The sequence below is a fragment of the Qipengyuania triglochinis genome, assembly GCF_054655615.1.
In genome coordinates, this window is sequence record NZ_BAAHND010000002.1 from 85,967 (window position 1) to 99,871 (window position 13,905).

A 13,905-nucleotide genomic window follows, 5' to 3' on the forward strand; every position below is an offset into this window, starting at 1 on the left:
CTCGTAGTACGGCAGGCCGATTGCGCCGCATTACCACGGCGCGTCCATGATCAGCCCTCTTCGTAGCGCGGTTTACCAGCAGGATATTCGATAGCCGGCGTCCCCGCCTGACTGGCAGCATAGGCCTCCGCCTCGCGCATCACCCGCAGCATGTTGCGCATGGAGATCTTCTCCAGCTCGTCCTGAGAATACCCGCGGCGCGCCAGTTCGACGAAGAGCGCGGGATATCCGCTGACGTCTTCCATGCCAATCGGCCCGGTGGGCATGCCGTCATAATCGCCGCCGATACCGATATGGTCGATACCCGCGATATCGCGAATGTGATCGATATGGTCGGCCATGTCGGAAACAGTCGATACCGGCGCGCGGTTCTCCGCATCCCATTTCCCCATCAGCGCCTCGACCTGGTCGGGCTGCCCCGGATAGAGCACCTTCAGCCGGGCCTCCTCCCCTGCACGATTGGCGGCATATTGCCGCAGGTCTTCGGTCACGTAGGATGGCAGGGCGACGACCATGACGATCCCGCCGTTGAGCGGCAGGCGCTCCAGCACATCGTCGGGCACATTGCGCGGATGTCCGTTGATGGCCTGCGCGCCCGAATGGCTGAAAATCACCGGCGCGCGCGCCACGTCCAGCGCATCACGCATGGCCGCCGCGCTGACATGGCTCAGATCGACCAGCATGCCGATACGGTTCATCTCGCGCACCACGTCCATGCCGAACGCATTCAGCCCGTCATGGCGCGGCGCATCGGTGGCGCTGTCCGCCCAGTCCAGCGTCTTTCCATGCGTCAGCGTCATGTAACGCGCGCCCAGATCGTACATCTGCCGCAGCACGGCTAGGCTGTTGCCGATGGAATGCCCGCCTTCCATGCCGAGCAGCGAGGCTATCCGCCCCTCGGCGATAGCGGTCTCGACATCGTCTGCCGTGAGCGCCAGCTCCAGCCCGCGCGGGTTGCGATCGATCAGGCGCTTGGTCACGTCGATCTGCTCCAGCGTCGCCTGGACGGCCTCGGCTTCCGGCAGGTTTGCGCTGACATAGACCGACCAGAACTGCGCCCCCACCTTCCCCCGGGCAAGGCGGACCAGATCGCTGTGCATCGCCTTGCGCTCGCCTTCACCCGTGTCCAGCGTGTCGGCGAAGTCGAAATCGTTGATCATATTGTCGAAGCGGGCGCGCAGCTGGATGGGAACATCATTATGCCCGTCCCACACCGGTGCCGCATCGAGCGCTGCCGCCGCCGTCTCCTCCGGCGTGCCCTGCGCCGGCACCGGCACCGCCAGCAAGGATATAACGGCAAGGGCGGCGCTCATATGGATGGACTTCATGAATATCTCCTTTGCGGAACCCTATGGCATCTCATCGGCTGTTCTAGCGAACAGATCGCTCTTGGAAAGGATTGCCTGATGACCGTCATTGCCCGCTGGAACGGAGAAGAGATCGCCCGCAGCACCGACACTGTGGTGGTCGAGGGCAATCACTACTTCCCGTCGTCGGATGTCGCGCGCAGCGTGCTCGTACCAAGTGAGCGGACCAGTGTATGCCCTTGGAAGGGCACGGCCCTGTATCATTCGATCAACGCCGGCGGCGCCATCAACGAGGACGCTGCTTGGTATTATCCCGATCCCAAACCCGACGCCGCCGAAATCAAGGATCGGATCGCGTTCTGGAACGGAGTGGAAGTGACGGAGGAATGATCCGCCGCGCCCTGCGCTGGCTCCTCGTCACTTTTTACGCCTTCGCGGGAATCATGCACCTATCGAAGCCCGAACCTTTCCTCAGCATAATGCCGGGGTATGTGCCTGTGCCGGAAGCGATGGTTTTCTGGACTGGTGTGGCCGAGCTCTTGGGTGCCGCGGCTCTGGTTCAGCCTTGGTCGAAGCAAATCCGTAAAGCGGGCGCGATCGGCCTCGCACTTTATGCGATCTGCGTTTTCCCGGCGAACATCCACCATTTCGCACTGGATATGGCACGTGAGAATGGGGGACTTGGTTTAGCCTATCACATTCCGCGCATGATAGCGCAGCCAGTGTTGGTATGGCTGGCTTTGTGGGTCGGCGGCGTCACGGACTGGCCGTGCCGCCGCCGTCCTCAGTAATCACTAATCGGTGATCAGGACATGTGCTTGGAAACGGCACCGGTCATCTTGAACATGGAGATCTGCTCCTTGCCGATGACTGCACCCAGCTTGTCGTCGGGATTGATCATGCGCTTGTCCTGCGGATCCTGCAGGTTGTTCGCCTTGATGTGATCCCAGACCTTCGAAGTGACCTGAGCGCGGGTCATAGGCCCCTTGCCGACCACATTTTCGAGTTGCGGCGAGAGATTCACCGGCTTCTGGAGTGCGTTGTTCTTGCCTGCCATTTTCAGCTTCCTTTCAGTTGGCTGTTATTATGAATCAGTCTTCGATATCGAGGTCTTCGGCATCCAGTTCTTCGATTTCATGCCCTTCGAAACGGGCGGTGAGAACGGCTGCGGCCATGACGTGGTTCTTGATGTTCTTGCGGAAATCCTCGTAGCCGGCACCCGGCATGAGCGTGAGTGGCAGATCGAGCGCGTAGAGCTGGAAAACATACCGGTGCTGCACGCCCAGCGGCGGATCGGGCAACAGCCATTCCGAATTGCCGACCGCGTTCTTTCCCGTGCGGGGCGGAGCTTCACCTTCGAAAAGCGCGCCCTTCTGGCCCTTGAGACCCCAGACGAGCCAGTGGATCTTACCGTCCTCGGCATCTTCCACGATCAGTGCGAGTTCCTGCGTTCCCGGAGGTGGCGCTGTCCACTCCAGAGGCGGAGCGACTGCATCTTCCTCGGCTGCAGTGAAACTCGGATCGAGCTCACCGCCATGCTTGAAAGCGGGGCTTGTCAGAGTGAAGCCTCCCTTACCCAGCAATTTTTCTTCGCCGACTTCACTAATCGTGAGGGCGCCCTTGGCATCTCCGCCGATTGCTTGCTGAACCCATGCGGGGGTACCGGTACTCAAGATAATTACTCCATAATTCGTTGGCGCAGTCCTGCGCGCTGGATGAGGAAAGACTAGGCGCTTCTTTTGGGCGATGGCCATGCCTACCGACCGAATTTATGGCCTTTTTGCCTCCGCTCGCCCGGTTTTCCACCGGTATGAGCGAAATTTTCCCGGCCACCAGCCCTGTTTCACGTGGTGCTTGCCCATATCATGGCAATTGGGCAAGCTTCCGTCAGTTGGGTCGTGGGTGAGCAGCCACGAGCGGTTTGGGGAGAATGATAATGAAATTGGGTCGCACATCCATGGGCGCGCTAGCCGCCTCCTGTGCAGTGGCGCTTGCAGCATGTGGCGGCGGGGATAGCTCAGGAACAAGTGGTGGTAACTCACCTCCGATCGGGGGAGGAAGCGGTGGCAGTGCTGGAAATGACCAGTGCAGTCTGTCCTCACGCCAGGATTGGGCACTCTCGGTGCTTCAGGAATGGTATCTCTTTCCCGACCTGCTGGATACCAGCGTCGACAAGGCAAATTACAATGATCTGCAATCCTACCTAGATGCCCTCGTCGCACCCGCCCGAGCGCAGAACAAAGATCGCTTTTTCACCTACATCACTTCGATCGAGGAAGAGAACGAACTGATCAATAGCGGGTCCAATGCCGGTTTCGGATTCCGCTTGATCTATGACGTGTCGAACAATCGGGTTTATCTTGCCGAGGTGTTCGAAAGCGGCCCCGCCTTTCCTGCTGGCTTCGACCGTGGAACCGAGATATTGCAGATCGGATCCAGCAGCGTGGCCTCGTTGATGGCAGCCGGCGGCCCGCAGGCCGTGTCCGATGCGTTGGGGCCCAATGATCCCGGGGTCAGCCGAAGCTTCCGAATCCGAAGCGTCGGTGGGGTCGAAAGCACAGTCTCAGTTACCAAGGCAGACTATTCTCTCGATCCTATTTCCAATCGCTATGGAGTGAAAATCCTCGATGATGGCGCAGGCGGGAAAGCAGGATACATAAATCTGCGCACATTCATCGTCCAAGACGCTGGCCCTCAGCTTCGCGAGGCTTTTGCGCAGTTCCGGCAGCAGGGCGTAACGAGTGTCATTCTCGACTTACGCTATAACGGAGGCGGCCTCGTATCAGTCGCGGAGTTGCTCGGCGATCTTATGGCTGATGGTTTGGAAGGGCAGGTATTCTCCGAAACGCTCCTGCGCCCGTCGAAGTCGGACGAAAACTCGACTGATCTGTTCCAGGACCAGCCCGAACAAATCCGCGCAATGAAACTTGCGGTCATCGGACGGGGTGGAACGGCATCGGCGAGCGAACTGGTCACCAATTCCATGATACCCTACCTCGGCGACAATATCGCGCTCGTGGGTATGAACACATATGGCAAACCGGTTGGCCAATATGCATTCGACCGCTCAGCGTGCGATGATCGCCTCCGTGCGGTGACTTTCAAGACAGTGAACGCTGATGGCCAAGGAGAGTACTTCAGCGGGCTAGCCAGCGTGATGCCAAACACTTGCCGGGCCGGAGACGATATCTTTACCCAGCTCGGCGACCCGGCCGAAGCCTCCGTACAGACGGCTCTTGATTTCCTTGGAGGGCGGACATGCACGCCGATCATCAGCGGAAATCAGGTGACCCGCGCTTCGATAAATAGCGGCCAGTCGAAACTGATCCGATCAGATAGACCCAATGCATTCCAGCGGGAAAACCCAGGGGTGTTCTAAAAAGAGGTCGGGCCGCAGCTCAGGCTGTGGCCCGATGCTTCTTCAGCGATTTGCGGCTAAAGCGATGGAAGCGGTTACGCGAGCGCTGCTGCAATAGTCATGGCACCAAGGCCCAAGGAAAGCGGCGCGCGAAGATTAAGCCACCAGCGCGGAGTAAGCGAAGAAAGCCTCGCATCAGCAGCAAGGGCGATCAACAAGCCTGCGCCCAGCATTACCAGCAGTGGTTCGATGGAAAGCCATCCCAACAGTTGTACTCCCAATCCTGCGGCGGCGATCAGGCTTGGCACGACAGCGGCGATCCATACCCACGCCAGTCCGCCCCTTCTTTCTGCAGCGGGAGCCGCGGCGGCGATTCCCCACCATGTTCCGCCAAGAAATGTGAAGATCAGCGCGGCATAGATGGCGGCGCATTGCTGGGCCAATGTCCGCCATTCTTCCGGGCCTGTATAGGCAATCACCAAACATGCGATCTGTGGTGCCAAGCCCAATAAGCCGAGCAGGCGAGGCCAGCTTGGAACTGTGCGCATCATGCTCGCTTTCGGATAATGCGCCTGACTTCAGGCATTGTCGATAACCGCGCTCGGTTGTTCGTTTGTCCAAGCACAGCCGTTACGCTGCTCATCCGCGATCCGCAGCGTCGCGGTGTAAGGATATTTTCGGTCGCTCATCCCGTCAGAACACTCACCGGGGGTTACCATCAGATCGAAGCTCTCACCGTTCATCGTGCCGGTGAAGGAAACACCATTATTTCCGGCAAATCGCTGAACGCTGAAGCGCACACCGTCCTGGTTCTCAGGGGTCGAGTAACGGGCGCTACCTCGAGCTACAGCACCGTTCCAGAACGGCTCGGTTCCTGTGAAGTAAACGGTCTCATCCGGGGCGATCGCATCGAACGCATGCGTAGGCCCGCTTCCCGGAGCGCCTTCGCCCGATTGACAGCCCGCCAAGAACAGGAGAGTAAAAGTAATTGCGACAGGTTTCAATCGAAGCCTCATATTTCAGCAAGCGAACCAGATGACTGATACGCAAAATCACGGGAGCTTGCACGCTGCCTACCGCGAAATCAGGTCAGCGCGCAATCATCCGCTAGCCATCGAGACGATAGCCTTTTGATCGAAGGGCCCTTAACGGGCTGGCTAAAACCCTGTCGTCTTGGTCAGTTTCGTCCGAACAACCTTGCCATCAGACCTTTCTTCTCGGGCTCCGGTTCCGGCTCGCTCTGTGCCAACCGTTTACGTAAATCGGCACCGGATGGCGGTTCCTTTATCTCCTCAGCCTCGCGCCTCGTAATCATCGAGGCCGGAAGAAGTTCTGCCATCTGCGGCGCTTCTTCGACCTGTCGGGGTGCAGGCCTCTGCCCTTCCACGACACCGTGGACGGATACAGCATCCGGCTTCATATCGACCATCCCGGTCAGAACAGGGACGTTGTTCGGCAATGGTCTTTCCCGGCAGATTTTCTCTACTGCGCGATGGAAAAGCAGGGCACGCCACCAGCAGGCGAGCACGTATTCCACATAGCGCTTGGGCGCTTCCTCCGGAGCGTTATCACGGAAGAAATGGCGCTCCTTGTGGTGAACCAGTGCGGTGTTGATTGCGGAAAGCCCGTTGCATTCGAGAAAGACCTCGATGTCCTCGTCATAACCAGCCCAAGCCGGACCTTCTTCGGCGAGCGCCTGTTCGATCAATGTCGCTTCATCAGCTTGACTGAAAGCAAAGGGATCGTCGCTATACAATCCGAGCATCATGTAGGGATGATGGACTTGCCCCTTTTCGAACGCTCTATCGGCCTCGTTCGCAATTGCCAGGGTAATCCCGGTAATGGCATCGCCTTCGGCAAGCTCGATCGCTTCCTGTAATTCTTCCCATCCGGAGATGGAAACCCGGTCCGGGTCATCTATCAGACACCGCGTTGCGAGTTCCGTATCAAGAGATTGAAGCTGCATTTCGAGATAACGCTGAGCGTTATTCAATTCGCCCATGTGGAAATACTCGTGCATCACGGCCATCCACTGGTCTTCGCCTTCCTGAGTGGCGAATTGCTTCTGAAGTTCATGCATCGTCTTGGGGTCCGTCAACTCGGGTTCGAGGGAAAGATGCCAAGAATTTCTCACCATCCCATTAACCGCATCATCCGAGATAAGCCCCGGGAACGCCGCGGATGGCGGGAGCGTTGATCCAGCAAGACGAGATACTCGGAGTGAGGAAATGAGAATCACACCCCACATGCTGGGTGCAGCGGCAGTTATAGGGATGGCGGGAGCGGTAAGCGGAGCAGCCATCGGCGAAAGCCCTATCCTTACCAGAAGCCACTCAGACAGCTTGCCGCAATCGACAGTTGTTTCGACGGCAAACAAATCGCTCACACAACGCGGCAGCCCCCCTGACCATTACCCGCTCGAGACAGAACAGGGCACGATTGAAGTAGCCGAGCTCGCCCTTCATGGCCGATTGCGGGAGCGTGGCGGCAAGATGTGGTGGGAAGATCGCGAGACGGATGATCGGGCCGAAATGAATGGGGAATACGATTTCTACCGCACAGCGAGCCCCGAACGCATTGCTCATGAAGAAAGATTGCTCGCCTTTACTAGCGGACACGCCGATCTATCGAGGATCGAAGAAGATACGTTCGTCCCCTCACGGTCAAGAGTGCGGGCAGAAGCTCCGATGACGCTGGCTGAGCCGGTTGAACTATCGGCTCAGGACATGGGCATTTCTCAAAGAAATGAGCAACGCGCCGGTAAGGCTAAGACAATCGACGTGTCCGGGGTTCTGGCTCTGCGAGATTAAGGACGGGAATAACGCCGCCACTGTGTCGTCAATGCTCGGCCAGTTTCCGGTGTTCGTCGACGGATCGTTTCATTTCAGCCGCCTGCAAATGCAGAGCCTGACTGGACAAGCGAATTTCGCGGCTCTGCTGGAAGAAGCCTAGCACGAGCCACAAAAAGGCGAGCGGGCTGGATACGCCACCCAGAAAGTCGCCCAGTTCGTTAAGCTTTAAATCGGCGGGATTTTGCCCTTGAACAGCAAGATAGACAACCAAGCCGATTAAATAGCACGCCGTAAGCAATAATCCCACGAGGGGTAGCCGACGGCGCTGCTTACGATCGTCCAATACAGATTCGGGACGAGTACTGCCCATCTGTTTACATTACCTTTTCAGGACGGGGATCGTGTCCATGACGCTCGCTCTTACCGAAATGCCTCTCAAGCCTCTGAGCCAAGGTGCCAGCGGCTCGTCGGGCCGCATCGTCGACGCTCGATGCATGTTCGGTAACACCTATGGGCTTGCCGCCGCTTGGACGAGCTTCAATCGTGCAAGCCTTGTCATCAGCTCCGCCTTTGGGACCATTTTCATCGCGGACGTGAATTTCCAAGCGCGTAAGCCGGTCCTCAAATCGCGAGAGCTTTTGCCTTACCGCCGCCTCGATCCGCTCAGCGACATTTTCCGTTCCCATTACCGAACTGTCGGAATTGAACTGGATCTGCATGGCAAATTCTCCTTTATTTTGCTCTCCTTTACCCAACGTTTGGGAATAGACCCGGTTTCCCTCTTCCCGGCTGATTGGCGAGGCAGCTCGTCAAAGATCCTGCTTGATATTTGACTCAAAAAGGGAGTGGATTACCCCAAATTCAGGCGCAGCCTTCGACATATGCCAGTTGCGGCATCAAACCAACGTGGATGGCCGAAACCTTACCGTTCCGGTCGATCTCGAACCGAAGGCGGGGATCGTCCGCAGGTTGGGTCAAATATTTCGCTGGTGCTTCGACATAAGCATGCGGGCTGGAAACGAAGCCGGGAAACAGATTATTCACCTCAGCTTCCGAGCTTCCGACAGCGATCCCCTCTTGCAATTTAAAGCGTGAATCCGAACCGACCGTTATCCGGCGTAATTCCTTACCTTCAGTCAGGCCATAAACGCCATCGTAATCCGGCGAACTGATCGTGCGACAATCAGAATTAGGAATTTGCGCGCCCCGCTGAGCGAAGCTGCTGCCGACGGGCACGGGCTCGCCTATTTTCAGATCCGCCAAACCCTCAAGCCGTAATGTGTCATCCGACCGCTCCTGATGTGCGGGTGTGTCGGTTGCAACAGACACTTCAGAGCTTTCAGCGGTTTGCTTTACCGAATTCTGATCTTGACGAGGCTCTCCATCCTGTGACGAACAACCGGACAGAAGTGCAATAGAAACAGCGACGGTGAGTGCTCGAGAGTTCACAGTTTATATCCTTTCGTACCCACAAAGTGAGCAAGTTTTTAGAAACTCCCGGAGCTCCGGATAACTTCGATTGCCATCAGCCGATATACAGCCTTTTGCATAAAAAGGACGACCCCGAGGGATCGTCCTTCTACAATCATATGATCGTGTCTTTACGAGGGCATCAGCACCGTATCGATTACGTGGATTACGCCATTCGAAGCATCGACATCGGTCGAGGTCACGGTCGCGCGATTGCCTTCGGGATCAACCAGCACAACATTGCCGCCGTCCATCATGGCAGTCAGTTCCGCACCATTCACCGTGGTGAGCTTGTAACCGTCTTCTCCCGCTCCTTCGATCGCCTGCGTCAAGGCCTGTGCATTGGTTTCGCCCTGAACAACGTGATAGGTGAGAATATTCGAAAGATCTTCGCGGCCAGCATCGCTCATGAGTTCATCGCGCGTAGCCTGCGGAATCTTATCAAATGCGGCATTCGTTGGAGCGAAGACCGTATAGGGTCCTTCACCAGATAGAGTCTCACCAAGATTGGCTGCAGTAACCGCGCTAACCAGGGTTGAGAAATCGGGATTGCCTTGGGCGACTTCGACGATGGTACCAGCCTCCGCCGTGTCGTTCGCCATCTGGTCATTCATGGCCACGGTGTCATCTGCGGTCGGTTCGGCGGTATCTTCTGCGCATGCAGCAATCGCGAGCGAGGCAGCTGAGGCGAGTACGATAGTTAGCTTGTTCATGGATAATCTTCCTTCGTCGTGGAAAGCCAGAATAGGCAATGGCGCGGATGCGATCTCCGGGGTTTGTCGTCCTTACGCCTTCACCCAACCAATTATCAGATGACGCGCATGTTCCGAAAAAGGCGGGAATGTGGCGATCTTTCCAATGTTAAGTGAGCTCGGGACGTAGAATAGCAAGGGACCGTGATATTCATATCTTGCCGCAACCCGGCGCCGAATTGGGAATGCGACGGGGAACTTACCTGACTCTCGCCTCTTGATCCGATATGGACGAGAATTCCTCGCACGATCCTGCGCCCCACGAAATTACTCTCACGCCGCGTCAAATGGATTGCATGCGACTGGTCAAAAACGGCCTGACCTCAAAGCAGATCGCTCGGGAACTTGGAATCTCACCCCGCACGGTCGATCAACATATCGGTACGGTGATCGAAATTCTTCAGGTCAACAACCGCATGGCGGCCGTAACCAGGCTTCAGCAAATCGAACTGGAAAACCGGCAGGGCCAGGATATCACCACTCCTGAGCACTTCGTAACAGAAATCGAGCCGGAGAGGCCGGATCGTATCGCTGTGGGCTCATCATCCCGCATTGAACCCAAGAGAGTTGGACCGGGCCCAAGATCTACTTTTCCCGCTCTCGGTGGTAGGACGAACACCGCATCCAGCAGCCAGCGTTTTAGATGGATGATCCGCATTTCGATTTTGTCCGTCATGCTCAGTTGCTTCATAGTTCTCACCATTATGGGCGTATCTGAACTGGCTTCGCGTGGGACGCCGTGACCTTTTCGGGTCAGCGCAATCGAACACTTAGCGCCAGAAAGGATACCCATTCCCATGCATAAAATCGAACAGGCAGCCGGGCAGGTCGTTGCGGACGACACCCAGAAATCACTCGAGGCAATCGATCAGGCCGTCATGTCACTGGCCAATCTGTGCGCCAGCATCGTCGAGGTCAGCAAATCTGCCAATCTGCCAGTAACGACAGTTCAGGGCGCGCTCGCCAATGCTGGCGAAGGGCTCTCCAAGATCATCGCTACCCGCCAGGATCTCGGCGGCACCACCAGAGAACTGCTCAAAATCCGCAAGGCATCCAATCTGCAGACCGTGGGCTTTGGCTGCCCGCCGGAGTATAAGCCATCGGCCGAGCATCTCCCCGAGCCGGCGGGACAGGACGCCTAACCAACCATGCCTAGTATCTACCTGCTTGCCTTCTGGATCTTCCTCATCGGAGCGTGGACTGTCAGTTGGCAAGCAGGGGATCGGCAGGATCGTCGCTGCATTATCGCAATCGTCGCTGCGGCGGCGCTATCGGCGATCTGTTACAGCTACCTTCCCCCGTTTGCAGCGCTTGTCGCAGTAGCGCTGGTGGATTTCGCCCTCCTTCTGATCATCGGTCGCTACGCCTTGGTATCGGATCGTTACTGGCCGCTGTGGTTTGCCGGGTTTCACGCGGTGGGCCTGTTCTTCACGCTCTGCGCTCTCGCAATCCCGAGCGAGTGGCAGATGATACCCTGGCGGCTCAGCGGATTCTGGTCCCTCCCTGCCCTTATCGCGATGACGGCCGGGTTGCTGCTCGACAGGCGCGCTGGCGTTGTCAATCGGGCCCGCGGTTAGCGTACTCCACCCGCCTGGTCAGCGGGAAAGGCGGCGCCGGTTGGCTTGCACAGGTCCGCTATAATGGCGCAGTGCCCGGGTCGACAATTCCTGCGCCGACTGGAACGGCCCGCCCTGCCAGAGGTATGGCCAAAGCAGGAGGTTCGCGACCACCTTTTCCTTCACCATCCGCTCGGCTTCGCGCTCGGCCAGCTTTCCGCCGGCCATGATGCGCAGGCTGCGCAGCCATACGACGGAGGCGGCATCGAAGGACAGGGCCCAGCTATCGAAGGCGAGCCGCGTCCATGCGGTGGGATCGGATCTTGTCATGCGGGAAGCTCCTGAGATGTGCAGCCGCTATATGCTGCACTGCACAAACGTTCGCAACGCCCTTTCGGCGCCAGCCCGGTCGCAGCACTCGGTGTTCGCTGCGACCGGACCGGGGCCTCGATCGTCAGCCTGTCGCTTGCGACAGCACCAACGTGCCGAGATCGATGTCGTCCTGGCCCGCCGTGGCGGTGACCGGGTGATTGGTATCCGTGGTCCAGATGAGGCGGCCCTCGCCATCCACGATCGTGACGCGGGCATTGGTGCGCGCGGCGTCTTCGAGGCCGGAGCGAAAGACGTTCACTTCGAACGGCAGCGGGACCGATCGGCCATTGGTGGCATAGGTCTGTTCGCCCAGCACGGTGGCGGCGGCATCGGCGCGCGACACATCCTCGATCCGCACGGTGATCACGGCGTCCTGCGGCAGCGCGATGCGCTGGCGATAGGTCGCCTCGCCGGTGACGGTCAGCAGCTCGTCGGCGCTGCGGGAGGGGGTGGTGGCGCAGGCGGCCAGGGCGAATGCCATCGTTGCGGCGATAGGTGCGATTATCTTCATGGCCGGGGCAACGTGGGCTGGCGCGGCGCGTTCCCGGCTGGCGCGAAACCGGCCAGTATTCGTGGCGAATAGAGCGCCGTAATCGGCGAAACGTTTGGTAGGCGGTTCACTATAGGTCCGGTCCTTTTCCTGTCCGGCATTGTACCGGGCCGCGCCTCTTAGGCAGTTCGACTTTGAACGGCAGGTGAAGACCGACAAGTTTCGTGATGCTTGTTCAGGGTGGAGCATGTGGAGCACGGTCCAGGGCAAAAACCCCCGTTTCGTCACCATGCCCCGGCAAATGCGTAACCTTGCGGGCCAAACTGTCACCCTTGGCGGGCAAAATGTCACCGTCTCGCCCGCACTGTCACCCTGCCCGCCATGCCATGTCACCTTTGCGGGTGTCCGAGTGTCACCTCTTCCGTGCGCCACCGTCACTCTCCCGCCGCCGGAATGTCACCCATGTCCATCTCGGCCAGCGGCACGCGTGACAGCAGCGGATGCACCCGCCGCTTGCCCTTGCGCGCGGAGGCCCGCCGCCGCTTCGCCTCGCCCATGGCGATATCCCAGTAATGCGCGAAATTGGGCGATCGGGCGCGCAGGCGATAGGCGGACTGGCGGCTCATCCCCACGGCCAGCGCGCAGGAGGTGACCTTGCCGCTGCGCGCGAGCATCTTGATGAAGGTGGATGCCTTATCCCCCGTCCAGCGGCTGTTGTTGGGGCGGACCTTCCCGGCCTGCGGAGGTTCGCCAGGGGGACGGTCGGGAGAGGAGCGATGCGGTGGCTGTGGTGGCGGTGTCTGTGTCATCCAGCAGGATAAGCCACGCTTTGCACCGTGTAGGAAAGCATCTTTTGCGCGGAACGGCTTCACTTCCGGAACGCTGGTAGATTGAACAGTTCTCAGGAGTAATATTCGATGGCCGACAAGACCCCCAAGCAACATCTCGCCCATATCGCCGAACAGATGAAGGACATCGATTTCGTGATGCTGGCCACGCATACGAAGGACGGCCAGATCGGCCACCGCCCGATGAGCAACAATCGCGAAGTCGATTACGATGGCGACAGCTATTACTTCACCTGGGACGATTGCCTGATGGTGAAGGATATCGAGAAGAACCCCAAGGTCGGCCTGTCGCTGCAAGGCGCCCCCGGCAGTGAAGGCGCGCCGGGCATCTTCATCGCGCTGGAAGGCAAGGCCGAAATCGTGCGCGACAAGGCGAAGTTCGAAGACCACTGGACCAAGGATCTGGACCGCTGGTTCAAGGACGGCATCGACACCGACGGCGTGGCCATGATCCACGTCCACGCCACCCGCTGCGCCTATTGGGACGGCGAGGAAGAAGGCGATTTCGACATCAAGTGATCGGGATGGGCGTGGGAATTATTCCCGCGCCCTTTCTGACTGGGGGCGGACCTCCATCATCCCCGCGCCCCGTTCTTAATCTCGCCCTCTCGTCATCCCCGCGTAGGCGGGGATCCAGCTAGCTTGGCGCTATGTCCGCTCTGGATCCCCGCCTTCGCGGGGATGGCGGCTATTAACGCGGACACCCCCCAACCGAATTGATGCAAGCTATTCCCCGAAAGGGTCTACGCTCCCCCACGGGGCATTCCGCCCCGATTGGAAAAACTCATGTCCAAGGGACAGAAATCGAACCGCGAAGCCCGCAAGCCCAAGAAGGAAAAGGTGAAGACCAACGCCTCGCAGCCTTCGCAGAAGCCCGGCGCCATCAAGGGGCTGGAGAATATGAAGAACAGCTAAGGCCCGGCAGAGCCGATTATACGCGCGGGGCATCCGGTGCTACAG

At 58.5% G+C, this 13,905-nt stretch carries 22 protein-coding genes; 9 read left to right on the forward strand and 13 right to left on the reverse strand.

From position 1 onward, the window contains the following. Window positions 1–50: 50 nt before the first annotated feature. A complete protein-coding gene (locus ACYQ0G_RS06545) occupies window positions 51–1,328 on the reverse strand; it encodes a dipeptidase (protein ID WP_460100899.1) in 1,278 nt (425 codons plus the stop codon). Between the two features lie 78 nt (window positions 1,329–1,406). Between ACYQ0G_RS06545 and ACYQ0G_RS06550 the strand changes: the two genes are divergently transcribed. Next, window positions 1,407–1,697, forward strand: a complete 291-nt coding sequence (locus ACYQ0G_RS06550; RefSeq protein WP_460100902.1) for a DUF427 domain-containing protein — start codon at window positions 1,407–1,409, stop codon at window positions 1,695–1,697. Continuing rightward, window positions 1,694–2,098, forward strand: a complete 405-nt coding sequence (locus ACYQ0G_RS06555) for a DoxX family protein (RefSeq protein ID WP_460100905.1) — start codon at window positions 1,694–1,696, stop codon at window positions 2,096–2,098. The genes ACYQ0G_RS06550 and ACYQ0G_RS06555 overlap by 4 nt, the downstream gene beginning before the upstream one ends. 14 nt (window positions 2,099–2,112) lie before the next feature. Here the strand turns inward: ACYQ0G_RS06555 and ACYQ0G_RS06560 are convergent, their stop codons facing one another. Together ACYQ0G_RS06560 and ACYQ0G_RS06565 are read right to left on the reverse strand one after the other, a co-directional pair. After that, window positions 2,113–2,364, reverse strand: coding sequence for an SWIB/MDM2 domain-containing protein (locus ACYQ0G_RS06560; protein WP_221543299.1), 252 nt, complete (start codon window positions 2,362–2,364; stop codon window positions 2,113–2,115). A 34-nt stretch (window positions 2,365–2,398) separates the two neighbouring features. Further along, window positions 2,399–2,980 (reverse strand): YbhB/YbcL family Raf kinase inhibitor-like protein, encoded by a 582-nt coding sequence (locus ACYQ0G_RS06565; protein WP_460100909.1) that lies wholly within the window; start codon window positions 2,978–2,980, stop codon window positions 2,399–2,401. A gap of 263 nt (window positions 2,981–3,243) precedes the next feature. Between ACYQ0G_RS06565 and ACYQ0G_RS06570 the strand changes: the two genes are divergently transcribed. Beyond that, on the forward strand, window positions 3,244–4,686 hold the full coding sequence (locus tag ACYQ0G_RS06570) for a S41 family peptidase (RefSeq protein ID WP_460100910.1): 1,443 nt from the start codon (window positions 3,244–3,246) through the stop codon (window positions 4,684–4,686). 74 nt (window positions 4,687–4,760) lie between these two features. Here the strand turns inward: ACYQ0G_RS06570 and ACYQ0G_RS06575 are convergent, their stop codons facing one another. From ACYQ0G_RS06575 to ACYQ0G_RS06585, 3 genes are all read right to left on the reverse strand, one after another. Further along, window positions 4,761–5,216 carry a DUF3429 domain-containing protein gene (locus tag ACYQ0G_RS06575; protein ID WP_460100912.1) on the reverse strand — a complete coding sequence of 152 codons (456 nt, stop codon included), beginning with the start codon at window positions 5,214–5,216 and terminating at the stop codon, window positions 4,761–4,763. 27 nt (window positions 5,217–5,243) lie between these two features. Next, window positions 5,244–5,669 carry a COG3650 family protein gene (locus tag ACYQ0G_RS06580; protein ID WP_460100915.1) on the reverse strand — a complete coding sequence of 142 codons (426 nt, stop codon included), beginning with the start codon at window positions 5,667–5,669 and terminating at the stop codon, window positions 5,244–5,246. A 173-nt stretch (window positions 5,670–5,842) separates the two neighbouring features. After that, a complete protein-coding gene (locus ACYQ0G_RS06585) occupies window positions 5,843–6,745 on the reverse strand; it encodes a hypothetical protein (RefSeq protein ID WP_460100917.1) in 903 nt (300 codons plus the stop codon). A 148-nt stretch (window positions 6,746–6,893) separates the two neighbouring features. On the opposite strand from ACYQ0G_RS06585, the gene ACYQ0G_RS06590 reads away from it, so the two are divergent. After that, window positions 6,894–7,475 (forward strand): hypothetical protein, encoded by a 582-nt coding sequence (locus ACYQ0G_RS06590; protein ID WP_460100920.1) that lies wholly within the window; start codon window positions 6,894–6,896, stop codon window positions 7,473–7,475. Between the two features lie 28 nt (window positions 7,476–7,503). Here the strand turns inward: ACYQ0G_RS06590 and ACYQ0G_RS06595 are convergent, their stop codons facing one another. The 4 genes from ACYQ0G_RS06595 to ACYQ0G_RS06610 all read right to left on the reverse strand — a co-directional run bounded on the left by ACYQ0G_RS06595 (window position 7,504) and on the right by ACYQ0G_RS06610 (window position 9,640). After that, window positions 7,504–7,800, reverse strand: a complete 297-nt coding sequence (locus ACYQ0G_RS06595; RefSeq protein ID WP_460100923.1) for a hypothetical protein — start codon at window positions 7,798–7,800, stop codon at window positions 7,504–7,506. A gap of 31 nt (window positions 7,801–7,831) precedes the next feature. After that, window positions 7,832–8,176, reverse strand: coding sequence for an HPF/RaiA family ribosome-associated protein (locus ACYQ0G_RS06600; RefSeq protein ID WP_460100926.1), 345 nt, complete (start codon window positions 8,174–8,176; stop codon window positions 7,832–7,834). A 142-nt stretch (window positions 8,177–8,318) separates the two neighbouring features. Further along, on the reverse strand, window positions 8,319–8,786 hold the full coding sequence (locus ACYQ0G_RS06605; protein ID WP_460100928.1) for a hypothetical protein: 468 nt from the start codon (window positions 8,784–8,786) through the stop codon (window positions 8,319–8,321). 272 nt (window positions 8,787–9,058) lie between these two features. Continuing rightward, complete coding sequence (locus ACYQ0G_RS06610) at window positions 9,059–9,640, reverse strand: fasciclin domain-containing protein (protein WP_460100930.1); 582 nt, start codon at window positions 9,638–9,640, stop codon at window positions 9,059–9,061. Between the two features lie 266 nt (window positions 9,641–9,906). Here ACYQ0G_RS06610 and ACYQ0G_RS06615 point away from each other — a divergent pair, with 266 nt between their 5' ends. From ACYQ0G_RS06615 to ACYQ0G_RS06625, 3 genes are read left to right on the forward strand one after another with little or no spacing between them, the layout of a single operon-like run. Further along, on the forward strand, window positions 9,907–10,422 hold the full coding sequence (locus tag ACYQ0G_RS06615; RefSeq protein ID WP_460100931.1) for a LuxR C-terminal-related transcriptional regulator: 516 nt from the start codon (window positions 9,907–9,909) through the stop codon (window positions 10,420–10,422). Between the two features lie 54 nt (window positions 10,423–10,476). Beyond that, on the forward strand, window positions 10,477–10,821 hold the full coding sequence (locus ACYQ0G_RS06620) for a hypothetical protein (protein WP_460100934.1): 345 nt from the start codon (window positions 10,477–10,479) through the stop codon (window positions 10,819–10,821). Window positions 10,822–10,827: 6 nt separating this feature from the next. Continuing rightward, window positions 10,828–11,256: a hypothetical protein gene (locus tag ACYQ0G_RS06625; protein WP_460100936.1), complete on the forward strand. Its 429-nt coding sequence runs from the start codon at window positions 10,828–10,830 to the stop codon at window positions 11,254–11,256. Window positions 11,257–11,274: 18 nt separating this feature from the next. Here the strand turns inward: ACYQ0G_RS06625 and ACYQ0G_RS06630 are convergent, their stop codons facing one another. The 3 genes from ACYQ0G_RS06630 to ACYQ0G_RS06640 all read right to left on the reverse strand — a co-directional run bounded on the left by ACYQ0G_RS06630 (window position 11,275) and on the right by ACYQ0G_RS06640 (window position 12,906). Continuing rightward, window positions 11,275–11,565: a hypothetical protein gene (locus ACYQ0G_RS06630; protein ID WP_460100938.1), complete on the reverse strand. Its 291-nt coding sequence runs from the start codon at window positions 11,563–11,565 to the stop codon at window positions 11,275–11,277. 124 nt (window positions 11,566–11,689) lie between these two features. Continuing rightward, complete coding sequence (locus ACYQ0G_RS06635) at window positions 11,690–12,316, reverse strand: YbaY family lipoprotein (protein ID WP_460100941.1); 627 nt, start codon at window positions 12,314–12,316, stop codon at window positions 11,690–11,692. A gap of 215 nt (window positions 12,317–12,531) precedes the next feature. Continuing rightward, a complete protein-coding gene (locus ACYQ0G_RS06640) occupies window positions 12,532–12,906 on the reverse strand; it encodes a hypothetical protein (RefSeq protein WP_460100943.1) in 375 nt (124 codons plus the stop codon). A 108-nt stretch (window positions 12,907–13,014) separates the two neighbouring features. Here ACYQ0G_RS06640 and ACYQ0G_RS06645 point away from each other — a divergent pair, with 108 nt between their 5' ends. Together ACYQ0G_RS06645 and ACYQ0G_RS06650 are read left to right on the forward strand one after the other, a co-directional pair. After that, on the forward strand, window positions 13,015–13,464 hold the full coding sequence (locus ACYQ0G_RS06645) for a pyridoxamine 5'-phosphate oxidase family protein (RefSeq protein ID WP_460100945.1): 450 nt from the start codon (window positions 13,015–13,017) through the stop codon (window positions 13,462–13,464). 267 nt (window positions 13,465–13,731) lie between these two features. Next, a complete protein-coding gene (locus tag ACYQ0G_RS06650; RefSeq protein ID WP_265597033.1) occupies window positions 13,732–13,860 on the forward strand; it encodes a hypothetical protein in 129 nt (42 codons plus the stop codon). The last annotated feature ends 45 nt before the right edge of the window (window positions 13,861–13,905 follow it).

Coding starts and splice junctions, on each gene's coding strand:
- ACYQ0G_RS06545 (WP_460100899.1), bottom strand. CDS start 1,328: ATGAAGTCCATCCATATGAGCGCCGCCCTTGCCGTTATATCCTTGCTG.
- ACYQ0G_RS06550 (WP_460100902.1), top strand. CDS start 1,407: ATGACCGTCATTGCCCGCTGGAACGGAGAAGAGATCGCCCGCAGCACC.
- ACYQ0G_RS06555 (WP_460100905.1), top strand. CDS start 1,694: ATGATCCGCCGCGCCCTGCGCTGGCTCCTCGTCACTTTTTACGCCTTC.
- ACYQ0G_RS06560 (WP_221543299.1), bottom strand. CDS start 2,364: ATGGCAGGCAAGAACAACGCACTCCAGAAGCCGGTGAATCTCTCGCCG.
- ACYQ0G_RS06570 (WP_460100910.1), top strand. CDS start 3,244: ATGAAATTGGGTCGCACATCCATGGGCGCGCTAGCCGCCTCCTGTGCA.
- ACYQ0G_RS06575 (WP_460100912.1), bottom strand. CDS start 5,216: ATGATGCGCACAGTTCCAAGCTGGCCTCGCCTGCTCGGCTTATTGGGC.
- ACYQ0G_RS06585 (WP_460100917.1), bottom strand. CDS start 6,745: ATGCATGAACTTCAGAAGCAATTCGCCACTCAGGAAGGCGAAGACCAG.
- ACYQ0G_RS06590 (WP_460100920.1), top strand. CDS start 6,894: ATGAGAATCACACCCCACATGCTGGGTGCAGCGGCAGTTATAGGGATG.
- ACYQ0G_RS06600 (WP_460100926.1), bottom strand. CDS start 8,176: ATGCAGATCCAGTTCAATTCCGACAGTTCGGTAATGGGAACGGAAAAT.
- ACYQ0G_RS06610 (WP_460100930.1), bottom strand. CDS start 9,640: ATGAACAAGCTAACTATCGTACTCGCCTCAGCTGCCTCGCTCGCGATT.
- ACYQ0G_RS06615 (WP_460100931.1), top strand. CDS start 9,907: ATGGACGAGAATTCCTCGCACGATCCTGCGCCCCACGAAATTACTCTC.
- ACYQ0G_RS06620 (WP_460100934.1), top strand. CDS start 10,477: ATGCATAAAATCGAACAGGCAGCCGGGCAGGTCGTTGCGGACGACACC.
- ACYQ0G_RS06625 (WP_460100936.1), top strand. CDS start 10,828: ATGCCTAGTATCTACCTGCTTGCCTTCTGGATCTTCCTCATCGGAGCG.
- ACYQ0G_RS06630 (WP_460100938.1), bottom strand. CDS start 11,565: ATGACAAGATCCGATCCCACCGCATGGACGCGGCTCGCCTTCGATAGC.
- ACYQ0G_RS06640 (WP_460100943.1), bottom strand. CDS start 12,906: ATGACACAGACACCGCCACCACAGCCACCGCATCGCTCCTCTCCCGAC.
- ACYQ0G_RS06645 (WP_460100945.1), top strand. CDS start 13,015: ATGGCCGACAAGACCCCCAAGCAACATCTCGCCCATATCGCCGAACAG.
- ACYQ0G_RS06650 (WP_265597033.1), top strand. CDS start 13,732: ATGTCCAAGGGACAGAAATCGAACCGCGAAGCCCGCAAGCCCAAGAAG.